This is a genomic window from Sphingobium mellinum (assembly GCF_037860795.1).
GTDB lineage: Bacteria > Pseudomonadota > Alphaproteobacteria > Sphingomonadales > Sphingomonadaceae > Sphingobium > Sphingobium mellinum.
Window position 1 is genome coordinate 262427 of sequence record NZ_JBANRK010000001.1, and the last position, 16917, is coordinate 279343.

The following is a 16917-nucleotide window of genomic DNA, read 5'->3' on the forward strand; positions in this document are numbered from 1 at the left end:
CCAGTTTTTCGTTGACGCGCCCCCCGTCCGGCGCTTGATGCACGGCATGCGCACGACCCTCTTTGCCCTAGAAAAAACCATCCGCCAGCGGCGGTCAGCCGACCCCACGCAGTCCTATGTGGCGAAGCTGACCGCACGTGGCCGCGCCAAAATCGCGCAAAAGGTCGGAGAGGAAGCGGTCGAAACCGTCATTGCGGCCATGGCTGCCGACCGTGATGGCGTCGTGGGCGAAAGCGCCGACCTGCTGTTTCACCTGCTCGTCCTTCTCGCTGACCTCGATATCCCGCTCGACGCTGTGCTCGACGAATTGGACCGGCGCGAGGGCCTGTCCGGCATCGCCGAGAAGGCAGCACGTCCAAAGGACTGAACGCCTTCCCCGGAAAGATATCGCCGCCACTGCGTTCTTGTGCCAATCCTTACAGCAGCAGGGAGGGCTTATGGTTCGGACAGTCATTGGGGGCCTACTCGGCGGCCTCGGCATGTATCTTGTCGGCTTCCTTTTCTGGGGAACGCCGCTCAGCGGCATTGCCTTCAGCCACACGGACGAACAGGCCGGCGCCAATCTGCAGAATGCGATGGCTCAGGCGCTGACAAAGAGCGGCACGGGAGTCTATGTGATCCCCAATCCGGCAACCGCGCAGGGCACGGTGCTCTACGGCAAGGGTCCCGTTGCAACGGTCTTCTACAACACCACCGGCTTTCCGGTGACCGACAGCGCGGCGATGGTCGGCGGCCTGATCCTGGCGCTGGCCACCGGCGTGCTGATCGCGCTGTCGCTACGTTACGCGGCGAGCGATTTTGGCAATCGCGCGCGCCTTGTCATTCTGTTCGCGCTGGCGGCCGTGATGTGGCTGCACATCGGGCAATCCGTCTTCAACCATGCGCCATGGGGCTACATGCTCTACCTGGGGTTCAGCGATTTCCTGGCGCTGGCCGCGGGGGGCCTTATCGCCGCGAAGATCATGGAGCCGCGCACCCTAGCCGCAGCCGGGCGCTCATCGGTGCACTGAGAGGCCAGCCCGCGCTGCTTCATCCGCGAGCGTGGTCATGGAGGCGGCATGTCGGCGCGCCACCGCCATGCGATCGGCACCGTAACCGCCGCCCATCGTGCTGGCGAGCGGGATGCCACGCTGCGCCGCCTGGCTCATCACTGCCCTGTCGCGCGTTTCGAGGCCTGCATCACTCAGGGCCAATCTCCCCAACCGATCGTCGGCATGGACGTCCACACCGGCCTGGTACAGGATGATATCCGGCCCGAACCGGTCGAGAACCATCGGCAGGGCGTCCATGAGCGCGGCCATATATTCGTCATCCATCACGCCATCAGCCAAGGCTATGTCCAGCGACGAGCGGGCCTTGCGCGCAGGAAAGTTCTTTTCCGCATGCATCGACAAGGTGAATATCTCGCTTCGTCCCTCCAGCAATCGTGCCGTTCCGTCTCCCTGATGGACGTCGAGGTCAAGGACGAGGATTCGTTCCGCCAGCCCCTCCGCAACCAGGCGGTTTGCGACGATCGCCAGGTCATTGAAGATGCAATAGCCTGCGCCACTCTCATGCAGCGCGTGATGACTGCCTCCCGCAGCGTTGGCGGCATAGCCATGCTCCATCGCGAGCTTCGCCGCCAGCCAGGTACCACCGGGCGAAAGCGTCGATCGCCTCGCCACGCGCTCGCTGATCGGGAAACCGATGCGACGTTCCTTTTCACGCGGGAGATTGAGCGTCAGAACCTCTGAGACATAGGCGGGGTCGTGGACCGCCTCGATCCATTCACGCGGCATGGGATCGGGTTCATGCACGGTAAAGGCGGCGGCTCCTAGCCTAAGCGCCTCCATCACCAGTCCATATTTGTCGAAGCGGAACTGACTGTCCGCCGGCGCGGGGGAGACATAGGCCGGATGGTGAACAACGTGGAGCATCATCTTTTTCCGCGATCGCGAGTTTGAACGATGGGGGCTTTGCGCTATCTGGTCCAGCATGAACCGTCCTGATTTGATCCGCTTCTGCCTTTCCAGCCTCCTGGGTCTGGCAGCCACGCCCACGCTGGCGCAACCCCCCGTCGTCGCGCCCACCCTGCCCGTCCCCGCGCAACCGGTCATTCCTCCGCCGCCAGCCGTGATTACGCCCCCGCCGGTGCCGATTCCCACCCCCAACGCAGCCCAGCAGGCCTGGCTGAACGGCTGGCTCAAGAGCGGCGCCGAGCAGGGATTGATGGCCCGCAGCAAGGTCAATGGGGCGCTGAGCGGCGATGCACTGATCAGCGCGGTGCTCGATCGAGCCAAGGCACTCAGCACGGGCCGCGTGGACACCGCAGACTTCCTCAATATCTGGGCGCTGCGCCCCGCCGCTTTCGATCCGCGCCCCGGACTTGCCCGCGCCATCGCCGAAGATAGTTTGCCGCAATGGACCGCGAGCCTGACGCCGCCTTATTCGGGCTATGACGGCCTGCGCAAAGGCCTTTCGGCCTATGAACGGATTCGCGATGCGGGTGGCTGGCTCATTCTCACTGCAAAGTCCGCTCCCGACGCCGTGCTCAAACGTCTGGCGATCGAGGACAAAGGCGTGCAGCCCGGCGACAAGCTGGCCGATGCGCTCCAGCGGGCGCAACGTCGCTACGGCCTCAATCCTACGGGCTTGCTCGACGCACGCACGCTCAAGGAGCTGAACGTTCCGGTCGAGGATCGCATCGCCGCGATCATGGCGAATATGGAGCGGTGGCGCTGGATGCCGCGGCAACTTCCGGTCAATCGTGTGCAGGTGAACATCGCCGCAGCGGTGCTTACCGTGTTTCAGGGCGATCAGCCCGTCACCTCGATGCGTGCCGTCACCGGCGCGCCCGACAATGCGACGCCGATGCTGTCTTCCAGCATCCACTCGATCGTCATCAATCCGCCATGGAACGTACCCACTTCCATCGCCAAGAGGGAATTGTGGCCCAAGGGGCGCGCGGCCTTACTGCGGCAGGGATACAAGATTGTCGGCACGCCCGAAACCGGCGAGCGGATCGTTCAGCCGGCCGGGCCGGGCAGCGCGCTGGGCCGGCTGAAGTTCGACTTCGACAATCCCTTCGCGGTCTATCTCCATGACACGCCGGCCCGCGCCAAATTCTCCAGCTATGACCGGCTCGCGAGCCATGGCTGCATCCGGCTTGAAAAGCCGGTGCCCCTCGCTGAACTGATGCTTGCCAGCGACCCCAAGCTGTCCGGCCAAGTCCAGACAATGATCGACGCTGGCAAGACCCAGCGCGTGCAGTTGCCGAAAGAGGTGGCGGTATATCTGCTATACTGGACCGCCTTCGCCAGCGGCAACGGCACGATGAACTTCCGTTCCGATCCCTATGGCTGGGACAAGCTGCTCGCCGAAAAGATCGAGGCCTCCAGCCGGCGGCTCGACCCGACTGCCGCCCCGGCCTCCACAATCGCATCCAAGGACTGATACCATGCGCACATCCGCTCTTGTCATACTCGCCGGCGCGCTCGCCCTTTCCGCCTGCGGCAAGAAGAAAGAGGAAGAGGCGCCGGTGGCCAATAATCTGACCGAACCGCCGGTCGAGAATGTCATCGTCGAAGAGCCGGAGGCCCCCTTGCCGCCCAGCAACAACACGGCCGCGCCCGCACCAGCGCCGCCGCCGACCATCTCCGAACAGCAGCAAATCCAGGACGATGCGGCCGCGACCGGGATGACGGCCCGGCTGGACGGCGGATCAACCGAGTCCGGCAACTCCATGAATTGAGGCCAATTCCGGATGCTTTACGACAAGGCGCTGTGAAGGATCCCTACTGCTATTGGACCAAAGCCGCGATTTTGCTATATTGCGATTCATGGATCGCCGTAGTTTTACGAAACTCGCTTTAAGCGGGATTGCTTTTTCCTTTCTTGCCGACAGCGCTGGGCGAGCGGCTTTGCCAAACCTGTCGGCGCCCGGCTCACCGCTGCCTGCCACGCCATTGGCGGCCCAGCCCTACGCCAAACTGCTGGAACGGGCCAAGGCGGCTCTGGACGAGCATGCCCACCTGTTCCAGCTGCGGGACCGGGTCGCGCTGGCGGACTTCAACGCCCCGTCGCGTGAATTACGCTTCCACATCCTCGACCTGATGGGCGGCCATTCCAGTTCGTACCTCGTCGCGCATGGCCGCGGATCGGACCCTGAACATTCCGGCTGGCTACAGAGCTTTTCCAATGAGCCCAATTCGCTGGCCAGCAGCGCGGGGGCATATAAGACGGGGGAGATTTACGAGGGCCAGCATGGCCGGGCCATGCGGCTGATGGGGCTGGACCCCGAGAACAACAATGCCGAAATGCGGGCAATCGTGATCCATGGGGCCGACTATGTGAGCGAAAACCATATCGCCACGTGGGGCAAGATCGGCCGCAGCGAGGGCTGTTTCGCCGTGGCACCGCATATGCTGCCGCAATTGCTGGGTCTACTCGGTCCTGGTCGAATGGTCTACGCAAACAAACTGAGCGAAACCGCCTAGATCGGCCGTCAAAACGCGTCTTGCCGCCACAGCAGGCCGTCCGATCCTCTATTCTCCCACGAGCGCGCAGAAGCGATGCGCCATGAGGAATTCCTGTTTGCGCCGAGCAGAGCGGGCTGCGGCGTCCGCATCCTCGCCCCATTGTGCGATTTCCCATGCCTCGTCGATTTCAGAGGCCGTCCAGACATCTTCCACATCGTGACCACCCTCGACCAGGGCAAGGCCGCAAACAAGCGAACCTGACAAGGTGACCAGCGTGGAAAGGCCGGCGAGACGGAACGGGTCCAAGGCAGCAACGGCTGCGCCCATCCGCTCCAGGGTCTCGGCGGGCTGCTCCACCGGAATGATGCCCTGCGTCACCTGAAACGCCACATCATAGCGGTGGCGCGCCCATTCCAGCAGCGGGTCCCACGCCGCGCTCTCCTTCGCGACCAGTTCATGCGGCCCATCGGCGCGATAGCAGAGCAGGTCGCTCTCCGCATAACGTGCGATCCCGGCGGCGAAGTCGCGGTGACCGGGAGCCACCTGGTCGATCGCGCCGTTGGCAAGACCCGTGAAAGGCATGGATCGAGGGTCAATAGTGTCGCCTTGCGTCCGCCATTCCCCGGCGATCGCCTCTGCAAGTTTCAGCGTCGGCAATGCGAGAGCCGCCCGCGCCGGCGTTCTGACCGGCCGGCCATCCAGGCTGATCTCATGGCCCTGCTCGCCCGCGACGACGTCTACATCCTTGTAAAAGCGCCTCATTGCGGCGGCTTTCTGAACAGGGAAAGCAGCAAGCGGGGGACGATCACGAACTGGAACAGGCCAACCATCACGAAGATCCCGCCCATCGCCTTGGCCTTCGTTCCCTGGACCCAGCCGAACCGTTGCGACAGGATGAGGAAGCCAAACATCACGATGAATGCTCCCGACAGGCGGAACAGACCCAACGCGAAAAAGCGCTGACGAGCAACCCTGTCGGGATCTGGCGACGGCGGTGGAGGCGGCATGTTGGTCATCGGCCGCGGATATGGCGATCCAGTTCGTCGCTGTCCATCACCACGACATGGGCGCCCGCCGCAATCAGGTCGGACGGCGCATGATAGCCCCAGCCCACGCCAATCGCGCGCACGTCCGCCGCCACGGCCATGTCAATGTCAAAACTGGTGTCGCCGATCATTACCGTGCTGCCCGGAGACGCGCCGGCGTCGGCCATGGCAGTCAGCAGCATCGACGGGTGCGGCTTTGACGGGTGGCGGTCCGCCGTTTGCAGCGTCACGAAAAGGGCATCGATACCATGATGCTCAAGACAGAGCTTGAGTCCGCGATCCGACTTGCCCGTGGCTACGCCCAAAAGCCACCCGTCCGCGTCCAGCGCGCGGACAAGCTCCGCGATTCCGGGATATAGAGGCTCCCAAACGGCCTTGTCGCGGCGCAGTTGCTGGAATGCGTTCTTGTAGCTTTCCGACAGCAGATGATGATAGTCTGCATCCGCGTCGGGCAGCAGCCTCGCCATCGCCGAAGGCAGGGACAAGCCCACAACGGAGAGGATCGCCGCGCGATCGGGCGCGACCAGATTGGCACCCTCGAATGCTCGGGTCATGGCCGTGCAGATGCCATGCTGGCTGTCAACCAACGTACCGTCGCAATCAAATACCGCCAGTCGATTGCTCATTGCTTTCGCGGCGCGGCCGATCCGCGCCCCCGGCGCTCCCCGCGCCGTCCCTTGCGCACCTGTTTGGCATGGGCGCGGGCCGCCTTCTTTTCATCCTCGCGCGTCGGCTTGCGCTCCACTTCCTCGTCCAGCGGCAAGTCACCTGACGACAGGTCGAACCCCAGGGAGATGAGGCTGGCGGCGAAATGTTCAGGCAGTTCCGCGCGCACGTCCACACGGCCGCCATCGGGATGGTCCACACGGATGCGGCGCGCGTGAAGATGCATCTTACGGCTGATGGTGCCGGATAGGAAGGCATCCTTCCCGCCATATTTGCCATCACCCACGATGGGATGGCCGATCGCCGCCATGTGAACGCGCAACTGGTGAGTGCGGCCGGTGTGGGGCTGCAATTCGACCCAGGCAGCGCGGTTGCCCGCGCGCTCGATCACGCGGTAGCGCGAGCGGGACGGTAGGCCCTCCTTCTCGTCCACATGCATTTTCTCGCCGCCCGTGCCGGGCTGCTTGGCGATAGGCAGCTCAATCATGCCATCGTCGATCGACGGCACGCCGATGACGATCGCCCAATAAACCTTGCGCGCGGTACGGCTGGAAAAAGCCTTGGCGAAAAAGGCCGCCGAACGGGCGGTTCGCGCGATCAGGAGCGCGCCCGAGGTGTCCTTGTCCAGTCGGTGGACGAGCTTGGGCCGCTGAGCCAGGTCGAATTCCAGCGCATCGAGCAGGCCGTCGACATGATCGTCAGTCTTGGTGCCGCCCTGCGTTGCGAGCCCGGGCGGCTTGTTGATGACGATCGCCTGCGCGTCCCGATGAATGACCAGATTTTGCGCGAAGGCGACCTGATCGTCGCTGAGTTGCGGGCGGACACGCTTAGGCTTCGCTGCCTCGACCGACTTCGGCTCGGCAGGAGGCACGCGAATGGCCTGTCCTTCCGTGAGGCGATCACCAGGCGCGGCGCGAGCGCCATCCACCCTCAATTGGCCGGTGCGTGCCCAGCGTGAGACGGTGTTGAAACTGACGTCCGGCAGATGCCGCTGGAACCATCGGTCCAGCCGAATGCCGTCGTCATCAGCGCCGACGCGGAACTGCCGCACATCGAGCGAAACGCCCTTTGTCGGCGAGGCTTTCGTCGCCATGGGCTTAGCGGTGGCCTTCGCGGGCGGTTTTGGCGCCTCTGGCTTGCGGGCGCGAGCAGCCTTGACCGCGCCTCTAGCCCGGCCGGCGGGTGCGCCGTCCGCCGGCTTGCGCCCGCCGCGCGACGGACCCGCGGGCTTACCGGGCGGCCGCCCCTTCATGCCACGCTCCGCATCACGGCAAGGCCCCCTGCCAACGCGGCTAGCGCGCCGACAACCGACAAGGCCGCATAGGCCGCAGCGAGGCCGAACTGCCCCCGCTCCATCATGAGGATGGTTTCCAGACTGAAGGAGGAAAATGTCGTGAAGCCACCCAGAACGCCAACCGCCAGCAGCAGGCGGAACGGCTCGCCGGAAGAGGCGTGGAACCGAGCGAGCCAACCCGCCAGCAGACCCATCGCGAAACCGCCCAGCAGATTGGCAGCGAAAGTGCCCCATGGCCAGTTCGCACCCGGCAGCATGTGGCCCGCAAACCGACCAAGCTGGTAGCGCGCCAGCGCGCCCACGGCGCCGCCACTCATGACGAGAAGGATATTGTTCATGCCGCCCGCCCTAGTGGCAAAACGCAGCAAAGGAAATGGCTGCGGGCTTCAATCGCGGCGCTTGCCCGTCTCAGCGGCCCTTGTCGGCAATGATATCGACATTCGTCCTGCCGCCCGGCGCATCAGTGAACAGCAGCAGAAAGGCCGCTCCGTCATCCTTGCGCGTGCCGCCCAGCACATGGTCGCTGCCCAACAGCCTGTGCTCGGCATCGAAACCCGATCGGAGGGCCTGGGTATAATAATAATCCATCACGCTCTGGCGCGGCACGGGCGTCACGAAAGTCGCCGCGCGCAGCGTGCAGCCATCCTTGTCCGCGCCTGCCGCTTCCACCAGCCGGGCACCGGGATAGACGGTAAAGGGATCTGGCAATCGGCTGGCCCACTGCATGCCCTGGGCAAGCTGCTTGCGGCAATAGGCATTGCCTCCGGGGCCCGATTGCTCGTGGGCAGCGGCGGCCAAGGTCGCCTGCGACTCCGTCGCTTCGCTCTGGGAGAGAGCGGGGGTGGCGAGCAGCCTGCCGCCTGCCTGCTTGACCGATTCGGCTAGCGCCTTGGCGGCTTCGCCTTTGAGCGCCGGCAAGGTGGCAACGACCGACCGGCCGCCGCCAGCGCCGCCGTGCGAATGGCGCGCAAGGCGGGGATTGACAAGGATCTGCCCCGCCAACCCGCCTTCGGGATTGCCCTCCGACACATTGTTGGTGAGCTGAGCATCAAGGGCGTTGAGATCGGCCTCTTTGTTCCGCTTGCCGCAGCCTCCGAGCGGCAGTGCCAGCAACAGGACAACAGCATAAACGGATCGCAAACGCGCCATGACTTCACTCCTTCGTAAACAAGGCATGAAGAACAGGCGTTAATTTTCCGTTAGGGAATTTGGTAAATGCTTGAACATTCCGGTGCATTTGCCGAACTAACGTGGTGACCGTCTTGGCCAGCGGAGGCCGAAGGGCCATCTCCTGACAATGCTCAACATCCTTTCCGTGCTCATCGGGCTTGCGACGCTCGTCCTGATGATTCCCGCAATCCTGCCCTTTGTCGGCATCCTCAACTGGCTGCTGGTGCCCATGGCGCTTTTCGGCGCCTTGATCGGCATGCTGTCCAGCAGGAACAGCGGGCGCAACTTCTGCCTTTTCATCGCAGCGTTCGGCGCATTGCGCCTGTTCCTGGGCGGCGGCATCTTTTGAACCGGTGACCGCGCTGTCACATTCAGGCGAATTCCGTCGCCTCGAACCGCACGGCCTCGCCCACCGCCTCATTGGCGAGCGTATCCTCCCACATGACGCGGTGGCCGCGCACGATCGTGCCAACGGCTTTGCCGGTCAGGTCCATGCCGTCGAAGGGCGACCAGTCGCAACGCGATGCCAACCAATCACGGCCCACGGTCCACCGCTTCTTGAGATCGACGACGGTGAAGTCGGCATCATAGCCCAGCGCAATCCGCCCTTTCCTCACCAGCCCGAAAACGCGCTGCGGCCCTGACGAGGTCAGTTCGATGAAACGCCGCAGCGACAGCCGCCCCTGCGCGACATGGTTGAGCATCAAGGGCACGAGCGTCTGCACACCGGGCATGCCGCTGGGAGAGGCGGGATAGGTTTTCGCCTTCTCCTCAATCGTATGCGGCGCATGATCGCTGCCCAGTACATCGGGCACGCCCTGGTTCAGCCAGCGCCACAGGCCGTCTCGATGGGCGGCCGACCGGATCGGCGGGTTCATCTGCGCATAGGTGCCAAGACGCGGATAAGCGTCCTCCGCCGCCAGCGTCAGATGCTGCGGCGTTACCTCGCAGGTCGCGATATCCTTGTTCGCCGCAATATATTCCAGTTCCGCGGGCGTCGTCACATGCAGGATGTGAATGCGGCGCCGCGCCTTGCGGGCAAGATCGATGATCCGCTTCGTCGCCATCATCGCGCTCTCGTCATCGCGCCAGACGGAGTGAGAGGATGGATCCCCTTCAACCCGCAAGTCCTTGCGCGCATTCATCCGCGCCTCGTCCTCGGCATGGATCGCGACACGTCGCGTTCCGCTCGCCAGCACGCGGGAAAGCGCCGCGTCATCGTCGACCAGCAGGCTGCCGGTTGACGCGCCCATGAAGATCTTGACCCCCGCCGTGCCGGGGATGCGCTCCAGTTGCCCGAGCTGTTCGGCATTGTCGGCCGTGGCGCCGACATAGAAGGCATGGTCACACCACATGCGATGATGCGCGCGGGCAAGCTTGTCGCGCACCCGTTCCTCGCTGTCGGTGTTCGGATGGGTGTTGGGCATCTCGAACACGGCGGTGATGCCGCCCAGCACCGCCGCGCGGCTGCCCGATTCGAGGTCTTCCTTATGTTCCAGCCCTGGTTCGCGAAAATGCACCTGACTGTCGATGCAGCCGGGCAGGACATCCAGTCCGCTGCAGTCGATCACCTCGCCGGCATCGCCCAGGCCGGTCCCGATCGCCGCGATCCGTCCGCTCCGCACTCCGACGTCGACTTGTTCGGCGCCGCCCGGCGTATGGACGGTGCCGTTCTTCAGGATCAGGTCGAAAGTCTCGGACATGCTCGTTCACCGCTTGGATATGATCGACGCCTGTCCTACCTAAAGCCGATGACCGGCACCACCCTTACCGACCGCGCCCTGCTCAGAATTTCAGGCGAAGAAGCGCGGCCCTTCGTTCAGGGCCTGCTGACCCGCGACGTGCTGACGCTGAAAGCCGGCGAGCCGCGCTGGGCGGGCCTGCTGACGCCGCAGGGCAAGGCGCTGTTCGACTTCATCCTGTGGGCGGACGGCGACGACATAGTGATCGACTGCGAGGGGGCAGAGATCGACGCGCTTGCCAGGCGCCTCATGCTCTATCGCCTGCGCCGCGCGGTAACGATAGGGCGCGAGGTCGGGCTGGCGGTCCACTGGTCGGCAATGGCCAGCGACCAACCATTGGACCCGCGCCTTCCCGCGCTGGGCCACCGCTGGATAGCCCCGCCAACGGAAGGCGATGCTTCACCTGCATTTCGCGCTCATCGGCTGTCATTCGGCGTGTTCGAGGGGGTGAGGGAACTTGGCCAGGACCAGACGCTCTGGCTCGAAGCCAATGCCGAGGAACTGAACGGCGTCGATTATGACAAGGGCTGCTATATCGGCCAGGAAAATACCGCCCGGATGCATTACCGGCACAAGGTTAATCGTCGGCTGGTCGCCGTCCCGCTAGCTGAGGCGGAGCCCAAGCGGCAGCGCGCGGTGCTGGAAGACCTCGGCCTCTCGATCGAACTGCGGCGCATCGAGGATATCACCCCGTCCATTCTTCCCCGGTGGCTTGCCAGCGCGATAGCGGAACAGGCAGGATGAAGCGCCTGCTGCTGGCGCTTCTGGCTGCCCTGACGCTTGCCGCTCCGGCAGCGGCCGACACGCCCTGGAAGTTGGTTCGGAGCTATCCGCATGATCCGGCTGCTTTCACCGAGGGCCTGTTCTTCCATGACGGTGCGCTGTTCGAAAGCACTGGACTGGAGGGTCAGTCGGAAATCCGCAAGCTTTCTCTCAAGGACGGCACTGTGCTGGAACGACGGGTCATCCCCCGTCCCTATTTCGGCGAAGGCATCGTCAACTGGAAGGATCGGCTGATCAGCCTCACTTGGCGCCACCGCCAGGGTTTCGTCTGGAAACTCGCCGATTTCTCGCCTGTTTCCCAGTTCCGCTATGAAGGCGAAGGTTGGGGCCTTACGCAGGACGGCCACAGCTTGATCATGAGCGATGGCACCGCGCAACTCCGCTTCCTGGATCCGGAAAAACTTATCGAGCAACGACGCCTCACCGTCAGCTTCCGCGGGCGCCCTGTCGACCGGCTCAACGAACTGGAATATGTGAATGGCGAGATATTGGCGAACATCTGGTACGCAAATCGCATCGCCCGCATCGACCCGCGCACAGGCTCCGTCATCGACTGGATCGACATCAGCCGGCTCGTCCCGCTGAGCGGCGCAACAGACAGCGAGGCCGTGCCCAACGGCATAGCCTATGATGCCAAAGGCCACCGTTTGTTCGTCACCGGAAAGAACTGGGCGAAACTGTTCGAAATTCGCTTGGAACGCGGCCCGGTGAAGTAAGGGGGATCAGCCAGTTTTCTTCCGCCGCGTCTCCCAACCCTTTCTGGCGGCGGCGGACCGGTCGGCCGCTGACCGTTTGGCTGATGCCGTGCCACCTTTGCGGGACGAGACATGCGTGTCGGGCTTGCCTCTTCCGGAACCGGACTTGTTGCCGCCCCCTGATTCCTTGTTGACTGTGGCCCAGGCCCGTCGCTCGGCTTCCTTCGTGGAGACGCCGCGCTTCTCATAGCCTTCCTCGATATGGTCGGCCTTGCGTCTCTGCTTGTCGGTATAGCTGTTCTTGTCACCTTGAGGCATCATCGATCTCCTTTCCGTGGCATCGCTCTCCCGTTCAACGAGCACGCGCCATTCCTGTTCACACCGCTCCGCATCCGTCACGACCGTCGAGGAACGGAAGCGCCTGGGCAGGCGTTCCAGCCTCTATGGAAGAACGCACCATGATCGAGCGGTTGGCGCGCCACCTTGCCGGCGACGACCCGGCCCAATGGCAGACGCGGGCAGCCGACGCGGCCAGCATCCTCGCCATCGTAAAGGTACCCGACGCTGCGATGCGCGAAGCAGGCGATGAGGGCGTCTGGCGCGCGATGATCAATGCAGCGCTGCGCCAGCGCTGGTCGGCAGCCCCCGCCAGCGGCGGCGGCGAAGCAAGGCCCGGCACTGACGAGGAGGGTGAATTTTCCCTCCCTCCCCAAGGCGTGACCGGCAACCATGCCGAATGGGTCCATGTTCATGATCCTCAGGAGAAGTCGCGATGAAGCGGTTGTGGAAACTGGCGCTGGTTGCGGGACTGGGTTCGGCGCTGTGGAAAAGCTTGTCCCGTCGCCCCTCCGCCGATGTCCAGGATGATCGCGCGCCGGCAGGCTCCTTTGGTATCGTGCGGGATGCCGGCCCCGCGGAACAGCATGTCGATGCCGCTGACTGGGATCTTGTCGACGAGCAGATGGACGAATCCTTTCCGGCCAGCGATCCGCCCGGCAACTATCGCGGCGTCGCCCGATCGCCGCTAACGCATGGCGGTTGCCCCTGACCATCGCCGTTCGTATGACGAGGCTGGGACGGGCTTTTACGAGCGCCTTAACAGGGGAAGAATATCAATGCCTTCGGGTTTGATTGCGCTGCTCGACGATGTCGCGGGCATCGTAAAGATCACTGCGACTTCGCTCGACGATGTTGCCGCCGCGGCTGGCAAGGCCGGGTCGAAGGCGGCAGGCGTGGTGATCGACGATACGGCGGTGACGCCGCGCTACGTCATGGGGCTGACCCCCGATCGCGAGTTGCCGATCATCTGGAAGATCGCGCGCGGTTCGCTCCGCAACAAACTGCTCTTCCTTCTGCCCGCGGCACTTGTCCTCAGCGCCTTTGCACCCTGGCTGCTACCGCCACTGTTGATGATCGGTGGCGCCTTCCTTTGCTTTGAAGCCGTCGAAAAGCTGCTCGAAGCGATCGGGCAAGGTCATGATGTCGCGGAAGAGGCGGTGGAGACCCATAGTTCGCAGGCACTGGAAGACCATAAGGTATCCGGGGCCATCCGAACCGATTTCATCCTCTCGGGCGAGATCATGGCGATCGCGCTGGGCACCGTCGCTGCCGAACCGCTGTGGGAACAGGCGTTGATACTGGTGCTGGTCGCCATCTTCATTACGGCGGGGGTCTATGGCGTTGTCGGCTTCATCGTGAAGATGGACGATATGGGCCTGCACCTCGCGAAACGCTCCTCGCCGTCGGCGCGCATGATCGGGCGCGGTCTTGTTCAGGCCATGCCGGCGGTCATGTCGATCCTGTCGGTAGTCGGCACCGCCGCCATGCTGTGGGTGGGCGGCGGACTGATCGTCCATGGCCTGCACGAGTTCCACTGGCAGCTCATTCCCGGCGCGATTGATCATCTGGCACAGGGAGCGGCCGGTGCTGTCCCGGCGCTGGCATCCCTGGTCGAATGGCTGATGAATGCCATCGGCGGCGCCATTGTGGGGCTGGTTATCGGCAGCATCGTTGTGGCTATCCTGCACCTGCTCCGGAAACGCTAGCGTCCGCATAATAAGGCTGGGGCCGCTCGTCGCGAAAACGGAGCGGATGCGCCATAGCGTGATGACGCAACGCACAAAGCAATTGAACCGGCGCGGCGAATCAGTAATGAACAGGGGCATCATGACACCCCCGACCATCATTTTCGAAGCGATCGCGCTTCAGAAATGCCTGATGGCGACCTACAATAAAATGGTCGTCAAGCTGGCGCCCCACATCCTCTACACACGCCATGATGAGATGTTCATCGATGCCGTGACCCTCGAGCGCGATGAGCGTCCGCCCCGTGAACTGAAGCTTGGCACCTTCAAGCTTGCCGGTCTCAACGACGTCAGGCTGCTGGATGAGGGGTTTGAGGCGATGTATGGCCTCTATGACGAAAATGACGCGAAATATAAGGACGTGACGCTCTTCGCGATTGCGCCGGAGAGCGCCGCAGCCTGACGCCCCGCTGTCCCACCGTCCAAGGGCGACCTCTTGTCGAGGACGACCTTTTTCATTTCTTGAGCCGGTAACCCGACCTGAATAGCCAACTGATGACCGCCAGGCAAATAACCAGCATGGCCGCGACGAATAGCAGGCTGTAGCCGATCGACACGTCGCCGCGGCCAAAGAAGGTCCAGCGGAACCCGGAAATGAGATAGACGATCGGGTTGAACAGCGTGATCGTTCGCCACGGTTCACCCAGCATGTGGATCGAATAGAAGGCGCCACCCAGGAATGTCATAGGCATGATGAGCAGCAGCGGGATGATCTGCAACTGCTCGAAGCTCTGCGCCCATATTCCCAAAATAAAGCCGAACAGGCAGAAGCTCACCGCAATCAGCAGCATGAAGGCCACCATCGCCGCCGGGTGCGCGACCTGCACGTCGACGAACAGGTGAGCCGTCACGAAAATGATCGTGCCCACGATCAACGACTTGGTCGCCGCCGCGCCGACATAGGCAATTACCGTCTCCCCAGCGGAAACCGGTGCTGACAGCAGTTCATATATGGTGCCGGTGAATTTGGGCATGTAGATGCCGAAGCTTGCATTGAAGATGCTTTCGGTAAACATCGACATCATGATGAGGCCCGGCACGATAAAGGCACCGTAGGGGATGCCGTCGATCTCCGTCATCCGCGATCCGATCGCGCCCCCGAACACCACGAAATAGAGCGAAGTTGTGATGACCGGCACGAGCAAGCCGGTCAGCAGGGTGCGGCTGAAGCGATGCAACTCGAACTTGTAGATCGCCCAAATGGCCCGATGATTGAACCCGTTCATGCGCCGGCTCCGTCATTCACCAGGTTGACGAAGATGTCCTCCAGGCTGCTCTGCTGCGTGTTCAAATCCTTATAGCCGATGCGTAGGTCGCCCAGCCGACGCAGCAGCGAGGAAATTCCCGTCCGTTCCGCCTTCGTGTCAAATACATATTCGATTTCGATGCCCTCGGCCTTCAGCGTCAGGTCCCAATCGGCCAGCTCGGCGGGCAGGCGTTCCAGACGTTCGTCAAGCGATATGCTCAAGGTCTTTCGGCCCAGCTTCTTCATCAGCGCCGTCTTTTCCTCGACCAGCACCAGTTCCCCCCGATTAATAACACCGACCCGGTCAGCCATCTCCTCGGCTTCCTCGATATAATGGGTCGTCAGGATGATGGTGACGCCCGTCTGCCGCAGTTCACCAATCAGCTTCCACATATCGCGGCGCAGTTCCACATCCACCCCCGCCGTCGGCTCATCAAGGAAAAGCACGCGCGGTTCATGGCTCAGCGCCTTCGCGATCATGACGCGCCGCTTCATGCCCCCCGAAAGCTCCAGGATCTTGCTGTGCCGCTTGTCCCACAGCGACAGGTCGCGCAGCACCCTTTCGACATAGGCATCGTTACGCGGCTTGCCGAAAAGACCGCGCGAAAAGCGCACCGTATCGATCACCCGCTCGAACGCGTCGGTATGCAGTTCCTGCGGCACCAGGCCGATCACAGATCGTGATCCGCGATAGCCGCTGATGATGTCATGCCCAGCCACCGTAACGGTGCCGCTGCTGGGCCTCACATTGCCGCAGATGATAGAGATCATTGTCGTCTTGCCAGCACCGTTGGGGCCGAGCAGCGCGAAGATTTCTCCCTCCTCGATCGCGAGGTCCACCCCTTTTAGCGCCTGAAACCCCGACGCATAGCTTTTCGTCAGGCCTCTGACGGTGATTATGGACGCCATGCGCGCATATGCCCCCTTATGTTGGAAACAACGAAAAGATAGGTGGCTGCTCGCACGGCGCAACCGCGCCTCTATTCACCCCGGCGGAAAAAGCGAAAGACGGTCGCCGGAGGGAAGTTGCGAACCGTCTGCCCCACGCGGGCAACATCCAGGTCCAGCGCCTGAAGAACGTCGCGGCTGACAGGTGGCCGGGTCGAATAGGTGAACTGGATGAAGCCCCCGCCCTGCCTCAGCATACGGAAGGATTCCGACAGGATATCGGCATGCATGTGCCGATCCATCGCCAAAAGAGGAAGGCCGCTGACAACGGTCTGATAATCGCCAGGCTCACCCGCCGCCATCGTCGACACGATCTGCGCCGGCGTTTCCAACACCGACACGGCGGGGAAGTGCCGCCTGAGGCCGCGCGCAAAGGCCGGGTTGATCTCCACCACTTCCAGCCTTTCCGGCGGAAGGCCGGTTTGCAGGATGGCCCGCGTGAACACGCCTGTGCCGCCGCCCAATTCCAGCACCCGCCCGTCCTCAGGATCTATATGGGTAACCATCAATCGCGCAAGGAAGCGGCTGCTCGGCACCACCGAGGCTGTCTGCCGGGGCTTTTTCACCCAAGCGGCGAGAAAATCCAGATATTCTGTCGCGCGCGCGCGAAATTCGCTATTGGGCAAAGCGATTGCCCGGCTGCGCTTGGGCTTAGGCTGCATAAGCGAGGGGCGACCGTCCACTTGTCATGGCGACTCCCCTTAGCGACCCGGACGGGTGGCGTCGATTGACTTTAGCATCGATGACTGCAGCATTTTTTCGCCGCCTCCGCCAAAGTGAATTGGC

The 16917-nt window shown here is 63.1% G+C and carries 24 protein-coding genes; 12 read left to right on the top strand and 12 right to left on the bottom strand.

Features of this window, described 5'->3' with window-relative positions; genetic code table 11:
- Positions 1–46 precede the first annotated feature (46 nt).
- A complete protein-coding gene (locus AAC640_RS01315; RefSeq protein WP_340264273.1) occupies positions 47–367 on the top strand; it encodes a phosphoribosyl-ATP diphosphatase in 321 nt (106 codons plus the stop codon).
- Between the two features lie 70 nt (positions 368–437).
- Positions 438–1010: a hypothetical protein gene (locus tag AAC640_RS01320; RefSeq protein ID WP_340264274.1), complete on the top strand. Its 573-nt coding sequence runs from the start codon at positions 438–440 to the stop codon at positions 1008–1010.
- Here AAC640_RS01320 and AAC640_RS01325 read toward each other — a convergent pair.
- Positions 996–1916 (bottom strand): histone deacetylase family protein, encoded by a 921-nt coding sequence (locus tag AAC640_RS01325; protein WP_340264275.1) that lies wholly within the window; start codon positions 1914–1916, stop codon positions 996–998. The two genes, AAC640_RS01320 and AAC640_RS01325, sit on opposite strands and share 15 nt — an antisense overlap.
- Positions 1917–1974: 58 nt before the next feature.
- Here AAC640_RS01325 and AAC640_RS01330 point away from each other — a divergent pair, with 58 nt between their 5' ends.
- The 3 genes from AAC640_RS01330 (at position 1975) to AAC640_RS01340 (ending at position 4475) form a co-directional block, all read left to right on the top strand.
- Entirely contained in the window at positions 1975–3432 is a 1458-nt protein-coding gene (locus tag AAC640_RS01330; RefSeq protein WP_340264276.1) for a L,D-transpeptidase family protein, read from the top strand.
- A 4-nt stretch (positions 3433–3436) separates the two neighbouring features.
- Positions 3437–3730, top strand: coding sequence for a hypothetical protein (locus AAC640_RS01335; RefSeq protein WP_340264277.1), 294 nt, complete (start codon positions 3437–3439; stop codon positions 3728–3730).
- An 88-nt stretch (positions 3731–3818) separates the two neighbouring features.
- Entirely contained in the window at positions 3819–4475 is a 657-nt protein-coding gene (locus tag AAC640_RS01340) for a murein L,D-transpeptidase catalytic domain family protein (RefSeq protein ID WP_340264278.1), read from the top strand.
- Between the two features lie 48 nt (positions 4476–4523).
- Here AAC640_RS01340 and AAC640_RS01345 read toward each other — a convergent pair whose 3' ends face one another.
- The 6 genes from AAC640_RS01345 to AAC640_RS01370 form a co-directional block, all read right to left on the bottom strand.
- Positions 4524–5219: an ATP12 family chaperone protein gene (locus AAC640_RS01345; RefSeq protein ID WP_340264279.1), complete on the bottom strand. Its 696-nt coding sequence runs from the start codon at positions 5217–5219 to the stop codon at positions 4524–4526.
- Positions 5216–5473 (bottom strand): hypothetical protein, encoded by a 258-nt coding sequence (locus AAC640_RS01350; RefSeq protein ID WP_340264280.1) that lies wholly within the window; start codon positions 5471–5473, stop codon positions 5216–5218. The genes AAC640_RS01345 and AAC640_RS01350 overlap by 4 nt, the downstream gene beginning before the upstream one ends.
- Positions 5470–6129, bottom strand: coding sequence for an HAD-IA family hydrolase (locus AAC640_RS01355; RefSeq protein ID WP_340264281.1), 660 nt, complete (start codon positions 6127–6129; stop codon positions 5470–5472). Before AAC640_RS01355 ends, AAC640_RS01350 begins: the two co-directional genes overlap by 4 nt.
- Positions 6126–7421, bottom strand: coding sequence for an RluA family pseudouridine synthase (locus tag AAC640_RS01360; protein ID WP_340264282.1), 1296 nt, complete (start codon positions 7419–7421; stop codon positions 6126–6128). The genes AAC640_RS01355 and AAC640_RS01360 overlap by 4 nt, the downstream gene beginning before the upstream one ends.
- Positions 7418–7801, bottom strand: a complete 384-nt coding sequence (crcB, locus tag AAC640_RS01365; RefSeq protein WP_340264283.1) for a fluoride efflux transporter CrcB — start codon at positions 7799–7801, stop codon at positions 7418–7420. The genes AAC640_RS01360 and crcB overlap by 4 nt, the downstream gene beginning before the upstream one ends.
- A gap of 70 nt (positions 7802–7871) precedes the next feature.
- On the bottom strand, positions 7872–8612 hold the full coding sequence (locus AAC640_RS01370; protein ID WP_340264284.1) for a hypothetical protein: 741 nt from the start codon (positions 8610–8612) through the stop codon (positions 7872–7874).
- A 148-nt stretch (positions 8613–8760) separates the two neighbouring features.
- On the opposite strand from AAC640_RS01370, the gene AAC640_RS01375 reads away from it, so the two are divergent.
- The gene (locus tag AAC640_RS01375) at positions 8761–8982 is read left to right on the top strand and encodes a hypothetical protein (protein ID WP_340264285.1); all 222 of its coding nucleotides are present in this window, start codon (positions 8761–8763) and stop codon (positions 8980–8982) included.
- Between the two features lie 22 nt (positions 8983–9004).
- Here the strand turns inward: AAC640_RS01375 and AAC640_RS01380 are convergent, their stop codons facing one another.
- Positions 9005–10336 carry a dihydroorotase gene (locus AAC640_RS01380; protein ID WP_340264286.1) on the bottom strand — a complete coding sequence of 444 codons (1332 nt, stop codon included), beginning with the start codon at positions 10334–10336 and terminating at the stop codon, positions 9005–9007.
- 48 nt (positions 10337–10384) lie between these two features.
- Between AAC640_RS01380 and ygfZ the strand changes: the two genes are divergently transcribed.
- Complete coding sequence (gene ygfZ, locus AAC640_RS01385; protein ID WP_340264287.1) at positions 10385–11119, top strand: CAF17-like 4Fe-4S cluster assembly/insertion protein YgfZ; 735 nt, start codon at positions 10385–10387, stop codon at positions 11117–11119.
- On the top strand, positions 11116–11874 hold the full coding sequence (locus tag AAC640_RS01390) for a glutaminyl-peptide cyclotransferase (protein WP_340264289.1): 759 nt from the start codon (positions 11116–11118) through the stop codon (positions 11872–11874). Before ygfZ ends, AAC640_RS01390 begins: the two co-directional genes overlap by 4 nt.
- 6 nt (positions 11875–11880) lie before the next feature.
- On the opposite strand, the gene AAC640_RS01395 is transcribed toward AAC640_RS01390, so the two are convergent.
- Positions 11881–12171 (bottom strand): plasmid stabilization protein, encoded by a 291-nt coding sequence (locus tag AAC640_RS01395; protein WP_340264290.1) that lies wholly within the window; start codon positions 12169–12171, stop codon positions 11881–11883.
- A gap of 125 nt (positions 12172–12296) precedes the next feature.
- Here AAC640_RS01395 and AAC640_RS01400 point away from each other — a divergent pair, with 125 nt between their 5' ends.
- From AAC640_RS01400 to AAC640_RS01415, 4 genes are all read left to right on the top strand, one after another.
- Positions 12297–12629 (top strand): hypothetical protein, encoded by a 333-nt coding sequence (locus AAC640_RS01400; protein WP_340264291.1) that lies wholly within the window; start codon positions 12297–12299, stop codon positions 12627–12629.
- On the top strand, positions 12626–12901 hold the full coding sequence (locus tag AAC640_RS01405) for a hypothetical protein (protein WP_340264292.1): 276 nt from the start codon (positions 12626–12628) through the stop codon (positions 12899–12901). The genes AAC640_RS01400 and AAC640_RS01405 overlap by 4 nt, the downstream gene beginning before the upstream one ends.
- Before the next feature lie 67 nt (positions 12902–12968).
- On the top strand, positions 12969–13898 hold the full coding sequence (locus AAC640_RS01410; RefSeq protein WP_340264293.1) for a DUF808 domain-containing protein: 930 nt from the start codon (positions 12969–12971) through the stop codon (positions 13896–13898).
- A gap of 121 nt (positions 13899–14019) precedes the next feature.
- The gene (locus AAC640_RS01415) at positions 14020–14340 is read left to right on the top strand and encodes a hypothetical protein (RefSeq protein WP_340264294.1); all 321 of its coding nucleotides are present in this window, start codon (positions 14020–14022) and stop codon (positions 14338–14340) included.
- Positions 14341–14392: 52 nt separating this feature from the next.
- On the opposite strand, the gene AAC640_RS01420 is transcribed toward AAC640_RS01415, so the two are convergent.
- The 3 genes from AAC640_RS01420 to AAC640_RS01430 form a co-directional block, all read right to left on the bottom strand.
- Entirely contained in the window at positions 14393–15163 is a 771-nt protein-coding gene (locus AAC640_RS01420) for an ABC transporter permease (protein ID WP_340264295.1), read from the bottom strand.
- Positions 15160–16092 carry an ABC transporter ATP-binding protein gene (locus tag AAC640_RS01425; protein ID WP_340264296.1) on the bottom strand — a complete coding sequence of 311 codons (933 nt, stop codon included), beginning with the start codon at positions 16090–16092 and terminating at the stop codon, positions 15160–15162. Before AAC640_RS01425 ends, AAC640_RS01420 begins: the two co-directional genes overlap by 4 nt.
- A gap of 71 nt (positions 16093–16163) precedes the next feature.
- Entirely contained in the window at positions 16164–16793 is a 630-nt protein-coding gene (locus AAC640_RS01430; RefSeq protein WP_340264860.1) for a class I SAM-dependent methyltransferase, read from the bottom strand.
- Positions 16794–16917: the final 124 nt, after the last annotated feature.